18 protein-coding genes are annotated in these 18,353 nt (G+C 47.2%); 10 read left to right on the top strand and 8 right to left on the bottom strand.

Annotation, left to right across the window (positions count from 1 at the left end; all coding sequences use genetic code 11):
* The first annotated feature begins 67 nt into the window (after positions 1–67).
* Entirely contained in the window at positions 68–736 is a 669-nt protein-coding gene (locus QUA71_RS24235) for an ElyC/SanA/YdcF family protein (protein WP_333288964.1), read from the top strand.
* A 176-nt stretch (positions 737–912) separates the two neighbouring features.
* Here QUA71_RS24235 and QUA71_RS24230 read toward each other — a convergent pair whose 3' ends face one another.
* A complete protein-coding gene (locus QUA71_RS24230) occupies positions 913–1,140 on the bottom strand; it encodes a hypothetical protein (protein WP_190658920.1) in 228 nt (75 codons plus the stop codon).
* Between the two features lie 437 nt (positions 1,141–1,577).
* Between QUA71_RS24230 and QUA71_RS24225 the strand changes: the two genes are divergently transcribed.
* From QUA71_RS24225 to QUA71_RS24215, 3 genes are all read left to right on the top strand, one after another.
* Positions 1,578–2,216: a transaldolase family protein gene (locus tag QUA71_RS24225; RefSeq protein WP_333288961.1), complete on the top strand. Its 639-nt coding sequence runs from the start codon at positions 1,578–1,580 to the stop codon at positions 2,214–2,216.
* A 227-nt stretch (positions 2,217–2,443) separates the two neighbouring features.
* Positions 2,444–4,156 (top strand): calcium-binding protein, encoded by a 1,713-nt coding sequence (locus tag QUA71_RS24220; protein ID WP_333288959.1) that lies wholly within the window; start codon positions 2,444–2,446, stop codon positions 4,154–4,156.
* Between the two features lie 59 nt (positions 4,157–4,215).
* Positions 4,216–4,767 carry a GUN4 domain-containing protein gene (locus QUA71_RS24215; protein WP_333288957.1) on the top strand — a complete coding sequence of 184 codons (552 nt, stop codon included), beginning with the start codon at positions 4,216–4,218 and terminating at the stop codon, positions 4,765–4,767.
* Between the two features lie 105 nt (positions 4,768–4,872).
* On the opposite strand, the gene QUA71_RS24210 is transcribed toward QUA71_RS24215, so the two are convergent.
* Together QUA71_RS24210 and cax are read right to left on the bottom strand one after the other, a co-directional pair.
* The gene (locus QUA71_RS24210; RefSeq protein WP_333288955.1) at positions 4,873–6,942 is read right to left on the bottom strand and encodes a serine/threonine-protein kinase; all 2,070 of its coding nucleotides are present in this window, start codon (positions 6,940–6,942) and stop codon (positions 4,873–4,875) included.
* 1,114 nt (positions 6,943–8,056) lie between these two features.
* Entirely contained in the window at positions 8,057–9,178 is a 1,122-nt protein-coding gene (gene cax / locus QUA71_RS24205) for a calcium/proton exchanger (protein WP_242722547.1), read from the bottom strand.
* A gap of 221 nt (positions 9,179–9,399) precedes the next feature.
* On the opposite strand from cax, the gene QUA71_RS24200 reads away from it, so the two are divergent.
* A complete protein-coding gene (locus QUA71_RS24200; RefSeq protein ID WP_333288952.1) occupies positions 9,400–9,948 on the top strand; it encodes a GNAT family N-acetyltransferase in 549 nt (182 codons plus the stop codon).
* Positions 9,949–10,031: 83 nt separating this feature from the next.
* The gene (locus tag QUA71_RS24195) at positions 10,032–10,568 is read left to right on the top strand and encodes a GrpB family protein (protein ID WP_333288950.1); all 537 of its coding nucleotides are present in this window, start codon (positions 10,032–10,034) and stop codon (positions 10,566–10,568) included.
* A 325-nt stretch (positions 10,569–10,893) separates the two neighbouring features.
* On the opposite strand, the gene QUA71_RS24190 is transcribed toward QUA71_RS24195, so the two are convergent.
* Both QUA71_RS24190 and QUA71_RS24185 read right to left on the bottom strand, forming a co-directional pair.
* The gene (locus QUA71_RS24190; protein WP_333288948.1) at positions 10,894–12,219 is read right to left on the bottom strand and encodes a HAMP domain-containing sensor histidine kinase; all 1,326 of its coding nucleotides are present in this window, start codon (positions 12,217–12,219) and stop codon (positions 10,894–10,896) included.
* Between the two features lie 239 nt (positions 12,220–12,458).
* On the bottom strand, positions 12,459–12,818 hold the full coding sequence (locus QUA71_RS24185) for a response regulator (protein WP_333217946.1): 360 nt from the start codon (positions 12,816–12,818) through the stop codon (positions 12,459–12,461).
* A gap of 394 nt (positions 12,819–13,212) precedes the next feature.
* On the opposite strand from QUA71_RS24185, the gene QUA71_RS24180 reads away from it, so the two are divergent.
* The 4 genes from QUA71_RS24180 to QUA71_RS24165 all read left to right on the top strand — a co-directional run bounded on the left by QUA71_RS24180 (position 13,213) and on the right by QUA71_RS24165 (position 16,419).
* Positions 13,213–13,629, top strand: coding sequence for a VOC family protein (locus QUA71_RS24180; RefSeq protein WP_333288946.1), 417 nt, complete (start codon positions 13,213–13,215; stop codon positions 13,627–13,629).
* Positions 13,630–13,696: 67 nt separating this feature from the next.
* Positions 13,697–14,293 carry a Uma2 family endonuclease gene (locus tag QUA71_RS24175; protein ID WP_333288944.1) on the top strand — a complete coding sequence of 199 codons (597 nt, stop codon included), beginning with the start codon at positions 13,697–13,699 and terminating at the stop codon, positions 14,291–14,293.
* A gap of 78 nt (positions 14,294–14,371) precedes the next feature.
* Positions 14,372–15,571 carry an FAD-dependent monooxygenase gene (locus QUA71_RS24170; protein ID WP_333288942.1) on the top strand — a complete coding sequence of 400 codons (1,200 nt, stop codon included), beginning with the start codon at positions 14,372–14,374 and terminating at the stop codon, positions 15,569–15,571.
* Positions 15,572–15,603: 32 nt separating this feature from the next.
* Positions 15,604–16,419, top strand: a complete 816-nt coding sequence (locus QUA71_RS24165; protein ID WP_333288940.1) for an alpha/beta hydrolase — start codon at positions 15,604–15,606, stop codon at positions 16,417–16,419.
* A gap of 125 nt (positions 16,420–16,544) precedes the next feature.
* On the opposite strand, the gene QUA71_RS24160 is transcribed toward QUA71_RS24165, so the two are convergent.
* The 3 genes from QUA71_RS24160 to QUA71_RS24150 all read right to left on the bottom strand — a co-directional run bounded on the left by QUA71_RS24160 (position 16,545) and on the right by QUA71_RS24150 (position 18,280).
* Entirely contained in the window at positions 16,545–17,087 is a 543-nt protein-coding gene (locus QUA71_RS24160) for a hypothetical protein (protein ID WP_333288939.1), read from the bottom strand.
* A gap of 235 nt (positions 17,088–17,322) precedes the next feature.
* Positions 17,323–17,724 (bottom strand): DUF4365 domain-containing protein, encoded by a 402-nt coding sequence (locus tag QUA71_RS24155; RefSeq protein WP_333288937.1) that lies wholly within the window; start codon positions 17,722–17,724, stop codon positions 17,323–17,325.
* A gap of 49 nt (positions 17,725–17,773) precedes the next feature.
* Complete coding sequence (locus tag QUA71_RS24150; RefSeq protein WP_333288984.1) at positions 17,774–18,280, bottom strand: PD-(D/E)XK nuclease domain-containing protein; 507 nt, start codon at positions 18,278–18,280, stop codon at positions 17,774–17,776.
* Positions 18,281–18,353 lie beyond the last annotated feature (73 nt).

Here is an 18,353-nt window from a genome sequence, read left to right as displayed (position 1 = left end):
ACTTGACAATTTTTAGACCCGCGAAGGTTCCTGTTTTTGTAATTAAATAGGAAGTTAACTTGAATTTATGTTGCCTAAACCCTTTATATTTCAATGGCGCCTTGCCCTCGGGGTGTTAATATTAACCTCAGTGCTCACACCCCTAGCCCTCAACTACTACGTCCGACTTGTTACCCGCAACTACCGCCACAACGATATAGCTAACGTGCCTGCTGAATCCATCGCTATAGTTTTTGGTGCCGGAGTTTGGGAAGATGGGACTCCAACCCCCATGTTAGCCGATCGAGTCCAAGCAGGCGTCGATTTGTACAAAGCGGGGCGAGTGGACAAACTTTTGATGACAGGAGACAATAGCAGCGTCGATTACAACGAAGTCCAAGCAATGCAGGAGTACGCCGCAGCCCAGGGCGTACCGACTAATAATATCATTCTCGATTATGCCGGATTTAGCACCTATGAAAGTTGCTATCGGGCGAAAGAGATTTTTGGCATAACCCAGGCTGTTTTAGTTACCCAAAACTTTCACTTAGCCCGCGCTGTTTATACCTGCCGCCAGTTGGGCGTAGAGGCGATCGGTTTAGGAACGCCGGATTGGGGCAAATTTCGCCAAAAGGGCATGATTCGTTACAGTTTCCGCGAATTTTTGGCAGTCCTCAAAGCGCTTTGGGAAGTGCGCGTTACCCGTCCAGAACCGACTTTTTTGGGGCTGTTTGAAGGAATTAAAGAAAAGTTATGAGTGCTCTGTTGAAAACTTTAGTTTTTGCTTTAAGGACTAAAGTCTTCACTAAAAACTGGTTTTCTTACAACTAACCGAACATCATGGAAGTCCGGGAGTTGTAAGTTTTGAGTTAAACAAAACTTACAACACAACTCACAAATCATAACTCGCCCGTTGCGGTAGTGTTCCATAACTTACTCGCGTTTGGAAAGCCCCGCTAGCGACCAAGTTAGGCTGACCATCATTAAGCGACCTAGAGCCTTCAAACGGTCTTCGGCGTTATTTTCCACCGTTTGAGACAGAGTTTCCGACTTAAGATTTATCGATAATTCTTCAGCGGTTTCTGCTGAATTTTCCAACTGAGGTTGTTCAGAAGATGTCTCAAGGCTGACTTGTGGCTGCTGATTTTTTTCTTCGGTCATTTTCTGAGTCACCTCCTGGAGTTATTGCATACATAATTCTTACTACAAATGTAATTTGTTTGTATCCGGGATTTGGGGAGTCAAGTTTTTCTTACCCGACAATCGCAGTTACCAACTGACTTAAAAGTTTTGATTTCAGTTGTTAGCTATCTTAAATAGCACTTAGCCAATTTTCCGCAAAAAGCCGATTTATTCACAGATAGGTCGTCCTCCACCCATTTTTTGTAAGAAACGGGGTTTCTGAGCCTAAGTCCTGTTAAATTCAAAACTCACGCACTACTACCGCTGATGCACATCACTGAAGTGTTATATTTACTTAACAGTAATATTTCCGAGATTCTGATATTGTTAAAGATTAACAATTAATTTCGCTCGGATTTATATCAATCTGCAAGCAACCATCTGGGAAATATTAACAAACTGAAGGTGTAGAGCTGATGGCAATTTATGTGGATACTGCAATTGTAGCGGAAGCCGCACGGGCGAGCAAGTTCGGATGGATAGGGGGAATTACTACTAATCCGACACTTTTGGCAAAAAGCGAGTTATCTCCTGAGCAAACCCTTAAACAACTGGCACAACTGATTCCTGGGGAAGTGTATTATCAGCTAATGGCATCTGATGTTGATGGCATGGTAGCAGAAGGAAAAGCCGCTTTTGAGTTGATCGGGCGGCAAACAGTTTTGAAAGTTCCAGCAACGGCTGCGGGTTTCCAAGCAGTAGCGCATTTGTCACCGGAAATTCCTTGCGCGGTGACGGCGATATACAGCGCATCACAAGCAGTTGTCTCAGCAGAAGCGGGAGCTAAATATGCGATCGCCTACGTGAATCGCGCCACCCGATTGTTGGGAGACGGTTTTGCCTTAGTGCGGGATATGGCAAATGTGTTGCACAGAACTAATACTGAGATTTTGGCAGCTAGCATTAAATCGCCGGAAGAAGCGGTGAAGACTTTATTAGCTGGCGCCCATCATTTGACATTGCCTTTTGACGTGTTGCAGGCGATCGCAGTTCACGAATTATCGCAGCAAACAGTTGATGAATTTGCCAACAACGGGCGGGGAATTAGTTATTAGATGTTGCAATAGAGAAAACTTCCTTAATTCTGGAGGAAGTATCATTCGCTCGCTGACTATATATGAGTTTGGCTATTTTGTCTACTGTTGGTAACATTTGTTGATAAGTATGACTTTTATAAAGTCAAGGTTATGAATTTTATGAATTGACTTTGAGAGCTGCTTATTGAATGATGTCAATCAACCGCACGGCATCTCCAAACTTCTACTCTTAAATGTCAGGGCTTATGACCATTACTCGCGTTCCTGTAGACTCAACAGGCATCTCTGACCCAGCAGGCGATGTGCAGGGCAACCGCTACTCGGTCTCATCATCCATCTCAGCCGATGGGCGGTTTGTAGCGTTTACACTTCAACAATCCATCTTCTCTCTCGGAGAGCCGAACAATAATACTAACAATAGCGACGACATCTTCGTGCGCGACTTGTTAACGAATACCACCACCCGCGTCTCTGTTGACGCAGCAGGCAATCCGGGGAACGATATCTCCTACGACCCCTCCATCTCTGCTGACGGAAGGTTTGTGGCATTTCAATCTGATGCCACCAACCTCGTGCCGGGGGACACTAACAATAGTGGCGACATCTTCGTGCGCGACTTGTTAACTAACACCACCACCCGCGTCTCTGTTGGCTCAGCAGGCAATCAGGGGAACAGCTTGTCCCGGCGCTCCTCCATCTCAGGTGACGGGCGGTTTGTCGCGTTTGCATCTGATGCCACCAACCTTGTGCCGGGAGATACTAACAATAGCACCGACATCTTCGTCCACGACTTGTCAACTAATACCACCACTCTGGTATCTGCGAGTTCCAGCGGCGATCGGGGGAACAACGACTCTGAATTACCCTCCATCTCAGCCAACGGCAGGTTTGTGGCATTTCGCTCTTTTGCCACCAACCTCGTGCCTGGGGATACTAACAACGAACGCGACATTTTCGTGCGCGACTTGTTGACAAATACCATTACCCTCGTCTCTGTGAGTTCCAATGGCGATCGCGCGAACGATAGCTCCTCCCGCTGCTCTATTTCTGCTGACGGGAGGTTTGTGGCGTTTTCATCTGATGCCTCCAACCTCGTGCAGGGAGACACAAATAATACCACCGACATTTTCGTGCGCGACTTGTCAACCAATACCACCACCCGCGTCTCTATTTCCTCAACAGGCAATCAGGGGAACGAAGACTTCTACACTCCCTTCATCTCCGCTGACGGGCGGTTTGTGACGTTTTCATCTGAGGCATCCAACCTCGTGCCGGGAGACACTAACGATAGCGAGGACATCTTCGTGCGCGACTTGTCAACCAATACCACCACCCGCGTCTCTGTTTCCTCAACAGGCAATCAGGGCAATAGCGACTCCGAGTTCCCCTCCATCTCGGCCAACGGGCAGAAAGTGGCGTTTTCATCTTTTGCGGCCAATCTCGTGCCGGGAGATACCAACAACGGCCCAGACCTCTTTATTGCTGAAACCGGCAACACTCCAGGTGGCATCAATAACTCTCCAAACGTCATCAACGGCACGAACGGCAACGACAACCTGACAGGCACGAACGGCAGCGATAATATCAGCGGTTTAGACGGCGATGACGCACTCACCGGCAGACAAGGTAACGATATCCTTGTCGGGGGCGGTGGCAGCGACAACCTATCTGGCGGCAAAGGTTTTGACACTCTCAACGGCGGTTTGGGCAACGATAATCTAGTCGGCGGCGCGGGCAACGATGTATTTGTTTTAGGTGCAGGGTTGGGAGTTGATACATTCTCTGATTTCACCAACTCTCAAGATACCATTCAATTAATCAATGGCTTGACTTTCGGACAGCTATCAATTTCCCCTGGAACTAACGGCACATTAATTAGAGTAGCCAGCAGCGGTGAAGTTTTAGCTTCTTTGACAGGCGTTGCTCCGAACCTCATCGGCTCTGAAGATTTCATCTAGGTCGAGAGATGGATGGTAAACTGGTCATTTGTTAAATCACTTTTACTCAGAGGGACATCATGATTAAACTTGGCAAACAATCACTCGCATTAATAGGCACATTTCTTGCAGTTTTGCAACCAGCATTTACCGCTTATTCACAAGAAAGCAACAGCGAATTTAGCAAACTTCAATCCTTATTAGAAGCCAAAAAATGGTACGAAGCCGATCAAGAAACAGTCTCTCTGATCCGCAACAACTCCGCCAATCTGTCTTGTCCGAACCTCCGCGCGATCGATCGGCTGTGGATGCAATCCAGCAATGGCAAATATGGATTGACTCCGCAGTTAGAGATTTGGCAGAAAGTCGGCGGTTCTAACTGTCGAACTTGCGAAGGTCAAATTAAAGAATTTAGCAAGCAAGTAGGATGGAACATGAGCTCTCAAGTAAGTCCTATACCAGGGGAGTTTCCAGCCCAGTATCCAACTGTTGCTTCATTAAGTTGGCAAAGTTATGTTGACAGCGATAAAAGCATAACTAGGTACAGTCTTTTTGCTGGCGCGCAGACATGGCAAGCGTGGAGGGTTACAGAATTTAACCTGTTTTCTACTTTTGCCAATTGCGGCAAGTAACAGTTGTAGGACGGGCAATGCCCAGACTTCCACGTCGGAGTCGGGATGGGATTTCTCGATCGCCTCGACTCTTCAATCTAAAATCTAAAATCTAAAATAGTAGGACTATGGCATTCGCCAAATCTTAATAGTGCGATCGGGACTGCCGCTCACAAAAGTCTTGCTATCTCTGGAAATAGCAACAGAACTCACAAACTGAGTGTGACCAGAAAGAGTGCTTCTTTCTTTTCCCGTTTTCAAATCCCAAACTATAATATCTCCGCCCCCGCCGATCAAAGTGCGGCTGTCCGGGCTAAAGGCGATCGTCCTCACCCAGCTCGAATGCCCTTTAAAAGTGCGGGTGCGCTTCCCATCTTGCACGTTCGACAAACGGATCGTATTGTCGGTGCTAGCACTAGCCACAATTTTCCCGTTCGGGCTAAAAGCCACAGCATTAACCGGGCCCCCGTGCCCTGTGATAATTCTTCTGACTTCTCCGGTGCCGAGATTCCACAAACGCAGAGTCTTGTCCTGGCTGCCGCTAGCCAGAGTTTTACCGTCCCGGCTCAAAGCGATCGCGTTTACTCCTCCGGCGTGGCCGCTCAACGTCCGCAACCTGCTGCCGGTTCTGACATTCCACAAGCGAATAGTTTTGTCATCGCTGCCGCTAGCGAGAGTTTGACCGTCCCTGCTAAAAGTGATGGCGTTGACGGAGGCTTTGTGAGCGGGAATCGTCCGCATCCGCCGCCCTGTCTTCAAATCCCAGAGAATCACATTATTGTCGCCGCCGCCGCTGGCCAAAATCGAGCTGTTCGGGCTCACCGCCAGCGTGTTGACCGATTTTTTAGAATGCACCAAATTGTGAGTCCGCACCAGGCGTCCCGTCCTCACATTCCAAATTCTAATCGTCCCAAAGCTTGCGCTGACCAAAGTTTGACCGTCAGGCGACAGGGCGACCGCATTTACACTCTCGACATTATCCAAACTTCTTTGCAAAAAATGAGTGCTAGGTAAAGTAGAAAGCAGCCACACCGGGTTTGCCGGAAACACCCCGTAACGCAGCGAACCGTAAATTTGAGACGCGCCAATACTCACCATCAAAACAGCCGTGCCCGCCAGCAACTTCTTTTTCCAATCAAAAACATCTTTCTCGGCCTTTTTCAATCCCGAATTCAGAGGTCTGAGGCGGTTTACAGAAGTCTGCTTCTTCACCTCAGGCGTCCCGGAAGTTGCGCGAAGTTTAGTTTGCCCCGTCGTCGGCAACTGAGTAGGCAACTGACTTTCCGCGCCGTCGAGATTAATTTCCTCCAAGCACTGCAAAACCATCTGCGGGCTTTGAGGTCGATTTCCCGGAAAAGGCGCCATCAGATAATCGATTACATTAGCCACGGCGTCGGAAACCTGAGGAGCTCCTTTGCGCCACATTAATCTGCCCGTGCGCGGGTTCTCTGGAAACGCAGTCGGTGGCTTTCCAGTCAGCAAATAAACAAAAGTGCGGCCCAGAGCAAAAAAATCTGACTGCGGAACAGCCTTGCCATTAGTTTGTTCCGGCGGCGTGTAGCCCGGGGAAACAATACCAGTCACATTTTGCCCCTGGCCCACCTTAGCGAAATAAGTCGCCGACACTTCCCGAGCAGTCCCGAAGTCAATCAGCACTAACTGCCCGTTTGGCTTGCACATAATATTGTGCGGCTTGATATCCCGATGGAAATAGTTGAGGCGGTGAACTTGGTCTAAAATTTCCGACAGTTGTTTGAGCCAGTTCACTGCTTGTTCTTGACTGATGGGGCGGCCCCGATGTTTCAGCCAGTCTTGCAAATTGGCCCCAGCAATTTTCTCCATCACCAGACAGTGAAAAGACTCTGTGCTGTGAGCGGGCGTAAATGTAAAATAACCGTCGCGATCGACTTTTGGAATACCTGGATGTCTTAGCCTGACCAACACGTCGGCTTCTTGCTTAAACAGTTCTACAGCTTTGGGATGTTCTTTGAGCAGGACTTTGAGCACTCTTCGGGCGCCGTTGTCGTCCACTTCAAATGTTCTGCCAAAGCCGCCGCCTCCGAGAGGCGCGACTAACCGATATCGACCTTGCAACAAAAGTTCAGACCCGCAGTGGATACACACGGATTTGCCAGAGTTGGCTGGATCGGAGGGATTCGGACATTTGGGATTGAGGCAATAACTCACAGAAGCCACATAACCCTGATTGAGGTTGCTCTATCAAGTTTTACTTGGACACTGCTATACAAAACTTGGCTAAACTTATCTAAGCTTCACCATTCAACTAGAAGTATTTTCTAGAGGGTCTGATTCCTGCTTCTGCCAAGAGAGTCGGCTCTTACTTGTCCACAGGCGTAAATTCGGGTGGAGCAGCACCCTATTTTTGAATTCTGTACAACTACTTATTATTTTGGAAGCTTTTAGCCATTTTTTAACCATTATTTTCAACCAATTTAACGAATCGTGGTATCCCGTTCGACCTTTTTATAGGCTGGTCAGTTTTAAATCGACCGTCGTTTACTCTTCCTGAAAATTTTTCCTGCATATTTTGGGCATTCTTCTGAGAATGTTGCACAAAACTGCGCCTCTGTCAATATGCTTGTCATCAGCAGCTAGGAGGAAGTTTAATCAAGTATTAAGCGATTAGATTAACCTGTGTGTACTCTTGGTGAGTGAGATTTTTGATTCAGCTTACGTTACTTGCCTTGACAAGATTACTCAAGCCGCATTAGAGGTGTCTTCTCTAAAATCGTTAATTGCGGTATGGCATACCGTATTTGATTAGTCCTCTTTATCTAGTTCGGTTTTTGTTCAAATACGAGTTTTCCTAGACGGCAACACCGTGTTTGTGGGACGACGTACTCAACAATAAGAGTACGAGGTTTTACGTTGTCTGGTTAGACTCAATTTTCAACTTATGACGATCGTAGCACACCTAGTAAAAGACTCATGAGCACCCTTGATTGAAATCTTGCAGCCTCTCTGAAGTCAAGGGAGGCTTTAGTCTCGCTTGACTTCAGCATCCCGTGTTTTTGTATAACCTGTGGCACTGCGCTCTAAAGATCGGGTTGATGCCAAAGGTTTTGTTGTTTGTCACACCCGATCGAGGTCACAAATCCCTGATGACAGCAAATAATGTACAAACACACCAGAACTAATAACGAGAGAGCAGCCACATTTCAATTGTACGATCGCAACCACCACTCTCAAAGAAAGAAGTGAGAGTAGGGGAGTGGGGGAGTGAGGGAGTGAAAAAATCTGCCTTCTTCCCTCTTCCCTCTTCCCTCTTCCTTCAGCAGAAGAAAGCGTTTTAAACAAGTCCCTCAATTACCGGATGGAAGTAGAACGCCAGCGCCAAAACCGTATAAGCTGCCAACAGCAAAGTACCTTCGAGCCAGTTAGAGTTGCCGTCAGAACTGATAGAATTGGCGATCAGCACCGACACCGCAACCGCTACAAGTTCAAACGGGTTGAAGTTCAAGTCCATCGGTTTGCCCAAGACAAAACCTGCCAAAACCAACACGGGGGCAACAAACAAAGCAATTTGTAAACTCGAACCCACGGCCACAGAAACCGACAAATCCATTTTATTTTTCATCGCCACCGTCACCGCCGTCGTATGTTCGGCCGCATTACCAATAATCGGCACTAAAATCACCCCAGTAAATAGTGATGTCAGCCCCAAACGCGCCGTCGCTTCTTCCAGAGTACCCACCAGCAGTTCCGACTCGACAGCTACCATCAGGGTACAGGCCAACAGCACCCCAATCCACAGCGGCAGATTGACTTTGTGGTCGGGACTGTCTGGTGCTAAGTTACTTTCGGCTAATTCTTCAAGCATTCCTATTTCTGCCACCCCTGCATCGTACAGATAACTGTGGGTTTTCATCGAAAACAGCAGCGTCAGCACGTAGACGATAATCAGGACTACAGCAACAGCGCTAGAGAGGTTCTGCATAGTTTCGGGAGGGATGCCAATAGAGGTGGCATTAACTGCCGTCGGCACCAAAATGGCAATCACGGCTAAGTTCATCGCTGAAGCGTTCAAGCGGGCGACTGTCGGCTGAAAATCTTGTTCTTTGTAGCGCAAGCCGCCCAGCAGCATCGCAAATCCCATCACCAGCAGCAGGTTGCTCATAATTGAACCGGTGATGCTGGCCTTGACAACATCTATTAGTCCGGCGTTGAGGGCGACGATGCCGATAATCAGTTCCGTGGCATTTCCGAAGGTAGCGTTCAGCAAACCCCCCAAATTGGCACCGAGGACGACGGCGATTTCTTCGGTGGCCGTGCCCATCCAGGCGGCTAGAGGGATGATGGCTAAAGCCGAGGTGATGAAGATTGTGGAGGATTCCCAGCCGAGAAAGTGTCCGGCGATGGAAACTGGGATAAATAACAGCAGGCTGGAAATAATTGTATTTGTGTTTAGCATTTAGATTCTCAAAAGCTGCCAACCGTCAATCATAGCCTGTGGCCAAATGAAAAAAAGGGCGAGGGCGAGGGATTTGGGTGTTCGCTTAAAGCTGGGGGTGGGCGATCCTCTTCGAGGGCTTTCCTTCGGATCGCTTCGCTAACGCTAACGGGCGATCGCTGCATTGCCGCTTTCAGGGATGTGACAAACTAAGAGAGCGATTTGTTTAGCCGATCGGTTCAATGGATTTTTGTATTCGATTAGCTTCCTTAGAAGACATTCCTAAGTTAACAACTTTAATTCCTGATTCTGCTAGAGCTTTGCAAGCAAGCTACTATAGTTCAGAGCAGATTGAAGGCGCACTGGGCACAGTTTTTGGGGTTGACAGTAAACTGATTCAAGACCAAACATACTTTGTTGCTGAGAACAATCACCAAATTGTTGGTTGCGGTGGTTGGAGTAAGCGTAAAACGCTTTATGGAGGTGATTCAGGCAAAAATAATCCAGAAGACAGCCTGCTCAACCCAGACAGCGACTCGGCAAAGATTCGTGCATTCTTTGTTCATCCAGCATGGGCACGTCGAGGAATTGGAAGTCAGATTATGCGAGTATGCGAACTGGCTGCTGAGCGTGCTGGATTTAAGGAAGTTGAGATGATTGCGACGCTAGCGGGAGAGCCATTTTACAAAAAACTTGACTATCAGGCGATTGAGCGGTTTGAAATTTCTCTCCCAAACAGTCAGTTCCTCCCCGTTGTCCGTATGTTTAAGAGCTTTGGGCGCAGCCCGTAAAATATGAGGCATAATAAAATCTGTTTCGGTTAAATGCGATGGTAAATCAATGAGATGACAAAAAAAGCAAATAATTATCAGCCATGTCAATAAAAGTTGATTTTTTAAAAGTAGAAGTCGTCCCGCACGCTCCAAATTGGCGCAGCGCCTTTGAAACTGAGTCGAAAATGATTGCACTTGCACTTAGGGACAATGTGGTTGCTATACATCACATTGGTAGCACAGCGATTCCGCAAATTCATGCAAAGCCGATTATCGATATGTTAGTTGAGGTTAAAGATATTATAAAACTCGATACACAGAGTTCAGCACTTGAGGCATTAGGTTATGAAGCAATGGGTGAGTTTGGGATATCCGGTCGTCGTTATTTTCGCAAGGGTAATGAAGCAGGGATTAGAACACACCAAATTCACGGGTTTGAAGTGAACTCAGCGCAGATAGAGCGCCATTTAGCGTTTCGAGATTATATGATTTCCCATCCTGAGGACGCGCAGCAATACAGCGAACTAAAGAGAAAACTTGCCCAAAAATACCCTGATAATATTCAAGGGTACATGGACGGAAAAGATGGTTTCATTAAAGCAATGGATCTGAAAGCGGCTAATACCAATTTTTTATGAGGCTGCATAGAATCCGATCCCCCCTAGCCCCCCGCGTCCGGGGGGGGACAAGAGTCCGATCTTTCGTCCCCCGACTATCAGGGAGATGCGAGGGGGATCGAGATATGTGCAACTTCACATTAAATTGGTATTAGAGACTACTAAATAATTATAAAAAATGCAAATGTCCTGACAAAGAATTAGCACAACATTTTTCTTTAAATAAAAAGATAATTAAATCTAGATTGTCTGATTTGGCAGAGTCGGGTTTTCCTATCCATTTGACTAATACTGCTGTGAGTCAGGTGGAAGAAGTGACACGGAACCAGACAACGGGATCAACTACTTATGATTCTAAGGGTAGAGAAAGGGTGAATACAGCCCCTTGACCGGGTTTACTACTGGCTGTAATACTGCCTCCATGCGCTTCAATAATGCGTCTGGCAATCGCTAGACCCAGACCAACCCCATTCTTACTAGAGCGGCTCGTGGTGTAAAACTGTTCAAAAATGCGAGGTAAATCGGTTTCAGGAATGCCGCTTCCCTGGTCTCGAATTGAAATCAGAGCCTGTTGCTTGTTGCCAGAGGCAGCAATAAAAATACGAGCATTGGGGGTAGAGTACTTAATCGCATTGTCTAAGAGATTCAAAAAAGCCTGTAATAAGCGTTCCGAATCGCCCATAATCCGAAGGTCAGCAACATCAACTTCTACAGTCACGTTTTTAGCCTGCATGCGAACTTCCATTGCTCTAATCGCACGGCTGATGACACTTTCTAAGGCAATGGCTTGGATTTCTAATAGCGTGACACCCGCTTCTAAGCGTCCTAAATCGAGCAAATCGTGAATCAAGCCCGAAAGCCGCTTCGTCTCCTCTTTGATGGTTTGAAAGAAGCGATCGCGCAACTCCAGCTCATCCACAGCGCCACGCTCCAGCGCATCAATGGTGACCTGAACATTACTCACAGGGGTCCGCAGTTCATGGGAAACATTCGCTAGGAAGGCTCTGCGTTCGTTGTCCAATGATTTCAACCGTTCACTCATACGATTCAGTTCCGTTGCGAGTTGGTCTAGTTCATTGCTTTGACGAATTACGAGTTTGTCATCAAACTGTCCTCTACCCACACGAATCGCAAAGTTTCGCATCACCTCAATGGGTTTAGAGAGACTCCGGGCTAATCGATTGCTGACCAAGGTACAGAGAAGAATGGTAATGCCAAGGGCGGCTAAAATTGTCCAGATCACCCTTACAAACTGTTTCTGAAACTGTTCTAAAGTAATCGAGATGCGTAATATCCCCAACATCTGACCGTTGCGAGTCATCGGTTTGACAATATAGAGGCGATCTTCCCTTGATAAAACCCCTTTAGTAATGCCCTGCACCGAATGACCGTCTAGTGCTTCTGAAACGCCAGATATCAGCAGCCAATTGGTGATTTGTCGATCTGTTCGAGGGTCAGAGGTGGCTAACAGCGAACCTTGGGCATCAAAGACACGGAGTGTGATATTGGCGGGTGCCCCATAGCGCCGGACAATGATCTGCACCCGTTGCATATCTTTTTCTTCGAGGGCATCTGCAACGCTCTCGCTCAGTGCTGTTGCCCAGTTTTCTAAATCTGTCTGACGAGACTGCATGAAAAAGGCATAAAACGTCCATAGGATGTAACCAGACATAAGCGAGGTTCCTAAGACGATCAGGATCAGGTAGGTAGCCAAGAGCTTCGTGTGGATTGAATTCCACCGAAGAGATGCTAACCATCTGCTCGTAAAGGAGTCTTGGGCAAAAAGTTTCATCGGCTCAAACATGGCTGGGATAAATGGTGTATCCGTTGCAAGCGATCCTAACCTAGCGCCATTGGTCATGGATTGAGCAAACCGAGCTATCAAACCCTTGAAGGATGCCTTAACCGCTTTTAAGTAGATTCCGCATGATGGCGGCGCAGCAAAGCTTTAATCCGTGCGAGCAATTCCTGCGTATTGAAGGGTTTGGTCACATAATCATCTGCCCCTGCCTCTAAGCCCAACACTTTATCCATATCTTGGTCTTTAGCCGTTAGCATCAGTATAGGCACATTAGAAAAAGCCCGGATACGCCAACACACTTCCATCCCATCAACTTCTGGCATCATCAGATCGAGCAGAATGATATCGGGTACTTGCTTGTGGAATTGTTTGATCGCGCTGTGTCCATCTGGTGCTGTAGTGACCTCATAGCCTTCCTTTCTCAGTGAGTAAGCAAGGCTTTCACAGAGTGGGGCTTCGTCGTCTACCAACAAAAGATGCGGCATTAGTATAAATAGTTACATTTCATATGGAGTATCTCAAAGGCAGGATTAACCGACATCTACCTTGAGAGGTAAATCGTCTTGGTTCCGCTCAGGTTTTGCTGCTTACAAATACTAGGCAGCAAAACGATGGACAGTTACGAGCGGTTATACCAATTTAATGTGAAGTTGCACATATCTCGATCCCCCTCGCATCTCCCTGATAGTAGGGGAACGAAAGATCAGACTCTTGTCCCCCCCCGGACGCGGGGGGCTAGGGGGGATCGGATTCTACGGGGCCTCATAAAAAATTGGTATAAGTGGCGATCGTCTCATTAAATTTATGAGATTGGAAGTGGCAATTATTGATGTTAAGCCTAATATGACGGGAGCAACATAACCCATGAGTGATATCGGTCTCACACACATCGCACTGGCCGTTTCTGATGTCGATCGCAGTATTGAATTCTACTCCAAGTATGCTGGAATGCAGGTCGTTCACCGCCGCATTGATGCAGAAACTGGTGTTGCTGTGGTCTGGCTTTCCGATCGCACTCGCCCTTTTGTAATTGTGCTAATTCAAACAGACTCCGTACATCCCGTTCTGTCTCCCTTTGCACACCTCGGAGTAGGTTGCAAAAGCCGCGAATACATGGATTCTCTCTGCGACAAAGCACGTCAAGAAGGCGTACTGCTTGAGGAACCAAAAGATTCTGGATATCCGATCGGCTACTGGGCTTTTTTGCAAGACCCGGACGGTCACACGCTGGAACTATCATACGGGCAAGAAATCGGATTTACAGTGGAGAAAGCTACTTAAAGTTATAATAAACAAATAGCCCTCCAAACCCGATCGTTTCTCATCTGGAAATAGACTGGAGAATCAAATGACTGCAGCAATCATCGCACCACCCAGAAAAGAATCACCCCTTCTGTTTGAGGGACTCACTTGGAGAGAGTTCAAAGCAGTTGAGCAATTGTTAGACCGTCCAGGATATCGACTTTCTTTCCTGGATGGAATTCTGGAGATACGACGAATGCCTGGAGAACCCCACGAAACCGTTAAAGAAAGAATTGGTGCATTGTTGGAGCTTTACCTGCTGATGGCGGGGTTTGACTTTACTCCAACTGGCTCAATGACTCTGGAAAGTGAAACCGGAAAAGTCAAGCGAGAGGCCGATAAATCTTATAAACTTGCTCCTGGTCGCAGGCTACCCGATTTGGCGATCGAGGTCGTGTTTTCCAGTGGTGGCATCAACCAACTGGAGGCATACAAGCGGCTGAAGATAAAGGAAGTGTGGTTCTGGGAAGATGGATTGTTAGAGGTTTATCACCTCCGGGGAGAGGACAATACACTTTATTATGAAAAGGTTTCCAGTAGTGAGGAGGTGAAAGGGATCGATTTGGATTTGTTGTTGCGCTGCATCAATATGGTGAATCATGTTGATGCAGTTAAGACTTTTCAACAGGCACTCCAGAAATAGCTGGGAATAGGGGATTGCGCCTCCTTTTACCACCTTTTTTGACATCTCAATATCCGCAAAAAGCAATGGGGAATGGCAATGATGCAAGTTGTAATTGTGGGATCGGGGCCAACTGGTGCGGCACTTGCCTTACTGCTGGTGAAACGAGGTATTGCTGTAACGTTGGTTGAGGCGGCAAAAGATTCCTACCGAGTGTTTCGCGGTGAAGCGTTAATGCCGAGCGGATTGGATGCGATCGCACAAATGGGCTTATCCACTATGCTAGAAGGTGTTCCACACCGACAAATTGATGCCTGGGAGTTCGTTGTGGGCGATCGGCAACTATTTCGAGTTGATGAGCCAATGGGGTCAAATCGACCTTGTACGCTGGTATCGCAACCGCCTTTGCTAGAAACACTAATTTCAGAAGCTCAGTTGCATCCAGAGTTTGAATTTATCCCAGGTGTTCCCGTAAAAGATTTACTCTACAGCAACGATCGCATTGCGGGTGTAAAGCTAGGAGATGGGCGAGAGATTCCTGCTGCACTTGTGATTGGTACAGATGGTAGAAACTCGGTTGTACGACAGCGTGCAGAATTAGAGTTAGTAAAACAGCAGAATAGTATAGATGTTCTGTGGTTTAAACTTGCCGCTCATCCTCGGTTTGTGGCGAATAATGTATTTTATTCCATCCTGAATGGCGGTAGCGGATTCAGTGTCTTTCATGGGGCAGAATCAGGAAAACTTCATCTGGCTTGGGTGCTATCGGCAGATGACAAAACCGATTGGAAACACACAGACTGGGCAGAAACTTTCGCATCCCGATCGCCTGCGTGGATGGCAGAACATTTCCGCAACTGTGCCGATACCATCGAATCTCCGATGCGATTATCTGTTGTGGTTGGTCGCTGTCCGCGCTGGCATCGACCAGGAATCATACTTTTGGGGGATGCTGCACATCCCATGTCTCCGGTTCGCGCTCAAGGAATTAACATGGCTTTGCGCGATGTAATTGTTGCCGCCAATCACCTTGTACCTTTATTGAAAGCAGGGGCTAATTACGAGGATATTGACTTAGCATTATCGCGGATTCAGGCAGAACGGGAACCAGAAATTATTCGCGCCCAACAACTTCAAGCACAAGAAGCGTGGAAAGGCGAACAACTGCGAAAAAATGGATTATTGCGTTTATTGATGATGCAAACGGCTCCGTTTTTGGGTGAAAAAATTAAACAATTTTGGGTAAAAGGACAGTATGAATTGCGCCAAGGAGTAACGCAGGTAAAATTGGTTGTCTGAAAAGAGGAAATTCAAAATTAGGAGAAGATTTTATGCGATCGACAACTCTCAAAGGACCGATCGGCACTATTCACATCATCGAAGCCAGCCCCGCTGTCACCGCTGGGGAGTCCGAGTCGCTGCCGGTGGTATTCGTGCACGGTATGGCGGTTTCTGCGAGCATCTGGGATGTGCAGCTTGCCCATGTCGCCCGTACCCGACGCGCGATCGCCCTTGACGTGCGGGGACACGGTGATTCCGCACCGCCGGAGGACGGCAACTATGCGCCCGCCTCCTGTGCAGCGGATGTTTTCGCCGTACTGGATGGGCTGGGACTCGATCGAGTGGCGATCGTCGGGCACAGTTTCGGTGCTTGTATTGCCCTCGCCACAGCAGCCAGCGCACCGCACCGCATCGCGCAGTTGATCCTGGCAGACGCACCTGGAGATTTTACCAAGGTGCCTCCACAGATGTACGAGGCACGGATCGTCCCCTACCAGAGGGCTCTGGAGACGGAGGATTGGCGGGCTGCTGTGCAAATGAGCTTCAATGAGGCACTGACAGGAAGCGCGGCCCCTACGCGCGATCGGATACTCGCTTGGTTGGCGGCGACTCCACAGGATTGCCTGTGTGGAATGTATCGCGGGATGTTTCCCTTTGAAGCAGTTGATGCTCTCGATCGCTACCTAGCAGCCCCTGGAACACGAGCCCACGCCATTATTGCTCCCTCAAACACTTTTCCGTTCAGCCTCCACATCCTCCGTCCCACACTGACGACAACTACGATCCCCGATACTGGACACTGGCTGATGCTGGATGCGCCAGAGGCCTTTGCTAGGGAACTTGATATCTGTTTGGAAGGTGTTTAATATATAGCAATCCTAAATCATTTGTGAATCTCTTACTCCCTCCCCTTGGTAAGGGGAGGGTTGGGGTGGGGTAAAAAATTTACGACTCCTGCAAGGATTGCTATAGATGACAAAATCTGTTAGTTTTACCACAATTCATCGAGAGTTAAGTTGTGGGGGTTTTTGAGGATGAAGGCGTTGTTGTCTTTGATTAAGTCACCGCTACAGAGAATCGGTAAGCGTTCTTGATAAGCTTTAATCGCCAGGATATAATCTTTGTCTGCGAGTGAAGTTTGAATTTTCCGCAATTTGTCAGCAATGACGCCTATTAAGGTTATTTCGCCACTTAATTTGTCGGTGTTGGGGGTGTGAACTTGCATGACAACTCCCTGTAAAGTCATATTGGGGAGTGAGGTGATCAAGTCTGCTAATATTTCAATTTGAGAGCGATTTTCGACAATTTCTAGGGTTTCCATGACTTCGTACATCCGCAGAGCAAAACCGCTGATTTCTGGTTTGAGAGCTAACAAAATTTCGTAGTCTTCGCCTGCTTCATTCTTGCGAGTCCAGATCGATGATTTGTCAGCGTCTCGGCTTTGTTCGTGCCATCCGTGTTTTTGTAAATAAGCAGCGACTTGAGGCGGTTCTAAGGTTTTGAGAATATCGGGGTCGCGGACTGTTACTATCATAGGAGTTCTCCTGATTCAATGCGCTGCATGAGAGTTTTTAAAGCGTCTGTGTTGAAAATGTTTTGTATGGGTATTTGAACAGTGACAGTGTTTTGATTTTGGGTGGGCGGTAGCCCTCGCAATAGACCTCTTGCAAAAGTCAAAAACTCACCCCCCTCAGTCCCCCCTTGCTAAGGGGGGAAGCAAGAAAAATTAGGCTCCCTCCCCTTACTAAGGGGAGGGTTGGGGAGGGGTCTCAGCATTTTTGCAAGAGGTCTAATGATGCCCAGTAGCCACAATAGCGCAGGGAGAGTTCTTGTTGAGATTGGCGCAACCAATCCTCTTGGCTTTCGGGTACTAAAACGATAATCAGAATGCGGGGGACTAAAGGGTTTTCTAGCCTTAATTCTTCATAGTTTTTAACTTCTAGGGGAGATCGGATAATTTCATTATCCAGTAATTTTCTGGAGGTGCATTTTATTTGGACATCTAGGCGAGGGCGGCGCGTTGATTGTGATGGTCCCAAACCTGTAAGAATTACGTCAACTCCTTCTGCATCTAAGGGACGCGGGGCTATTTGGAATGAGTAGCTTGCCGCGGTTGTTACCGCATAGACATAAGCATAGCTAAATTCCTCTTTTTGGGTGTTCAGAACCACGCTTATTTTAAGCTCGATAATTTTAAACAGGTCTTTACCAAATAGCTAATCATTCATTATCTTCTTCATTGATTACTGATGTATTGTCTGGCATACGCCCTGGACGAGAAACTATAACTACGTCAAAAATACCCTTCAAATTTTTGAGTCCACTCTTTAATAAGTCGTGTTCTTCTGTCCTGCGAGAGTCATCCCAGATAAAAGCAATTATTTGTTCGTGGGGGGAGCCTTGAGCTAGGTATAAAGACGTATCTGCGGCAATTTCTTCAATAATTTTTTGGGGCTTGTCTTTGCGATACCAGAACTTGATTTCAATAACCAATTTAAGCGAGGGAATTTCTAGGTCTACTCTTGGTTTTTTCGGCCCTACCGATCTAGTATATTCTTCTTCTCGGATATCGGCGAACACGGCAGCTAATAAAAAATATAGCAAATTTTGCACGTGATATTCATTTTCTATGTACCATTGCCGAGGTGTACCGCCCTTTGTGCGTGGCTTTTCTTCCCATGTCCAACGTCGAAGCCCCGCTGGAACTTGTGTTAATAATTTGCTAATACCAATTTAATATGAAGCTGCATAGAATAAAGCTTCCAGAATGAAAGTGTAAGAAGATAGTGAACTCATTTCT

Source organism: Microcoleus sp. MON1_C5 (assembly GCF_036701875.1).
Lineage (GTDB): Bacteria > Cyanobacteriota > Cyanobacteriia > Cyanobacteriales > Microcoleaceae > Microcoleus.
This window is presented reverse-complemented; position numbering and strand designations above follow the sequence as displayed.

What these genes read in the sequence shown, in the direction of transcription:
- QUA71_RS24235 (WP_333288964.1), top strand. Translation starts at nt 68, where the DNA reads ATGTTGCCTAAACCCTTTATATTTCAATGGCGCCTTGCCCTCGGGGTG.
- QUA71_RS24230 (WP_190658920.1), bottom strand. Translation starts at nt 1,140, where the DNA reads ATGACCGAAGAAAAAAATCAGCAGCCACAAGTCAGCCTTGAGACATCT.
- QUA71_RS24225 (WP_333288961.1), top strand. Translation starts at nt 1,578, where the DNA reads ATGGCAATTTATGTGGATACTGCAATTGTAGCGGAAGCCGCACGGGCG.
- QUA71_RS24220 (WP_333288959.1), top strand. Translation starts at nt 2,444, where the DNA reads ATGACCATTACTCGCGTTCCTGTAGACTCAACAGGCATCTCTGACCCA.
- QUA71_RS24215 (WP_333288957.1), top strand. Translation starts at nt 4,216, where the DNA reads ATGATTAAACTTGGCAAACAATCACTCGCATTAATAGGCACATTTCTT.
- cax (WP_242722547.1), bottom strand. Translation starts at nt 9,178, where the DNA reads ATGCTAAACACAAATACAATTATTTCCAGCCTGCTGTTATTTATCCCA.
- QUA71_RS24200 (WP_333288952.1), top strand. Translation starts at nt 9,400, where the DNA reads ATGGATTTTTGTATTCGATTAGCTTCCTTAGAAGACATTCCTAAGTTA.
- QUA71_RS24195 (WP_333288950.1), top strand. Translation starts at nt 10,032, where the DNA reads ATGTCAATAAAAGTTGATTTTTTAAAAGTAGAAGTCGTCCCGCACGCT.
- QUA71_RS24190 (WP_333288948.1), bottom strand. Translation starts at nt 12,219, where the DNA reads ATGTCTGGTTACATCCTATGGACGTTTTATGCCTTTTTCATGCAGTCT.
- QUA71_RS24180 (WP_333288946.1), top strand. Translation starts at nt 13,213, where the DNA reads ATGAGTGATATCGGTCTCACACACATCGCACTGGCCGTTTCTGATGTC.
- QUA71_RS24175 (WP_333288944.1), top strand. Translation starts at nt 13,697, where the DNA reads ATGACTGCAGCAATCATCGCACCACCCAGAAAAGAATCACCCCTTCTG.
- QUA71_RS24170 (WP_333288942.1), top strand. Translation starts at nt 14,372, where the DNA reads ATGATGCAAGTTGTAATTGTGGGATCGGGGCCAACTGGTGCGGCACTT.
- QUA71_RS24165 (WP_333288940.1), top strand. Translation starts at nt 15,604, where the DNA reads ATGCGATCGACAACTCTCAAAGGACCGATCGGCACTATTCACATCATC.
- QUA71_RS24160 (WP_333288939.1), bottom strand. Translation starts at nt 17,087, where the DNA reads ATGATAGTAACAGTCCGCGACCCCGATATTCTCAAAACCTTAGAACCG.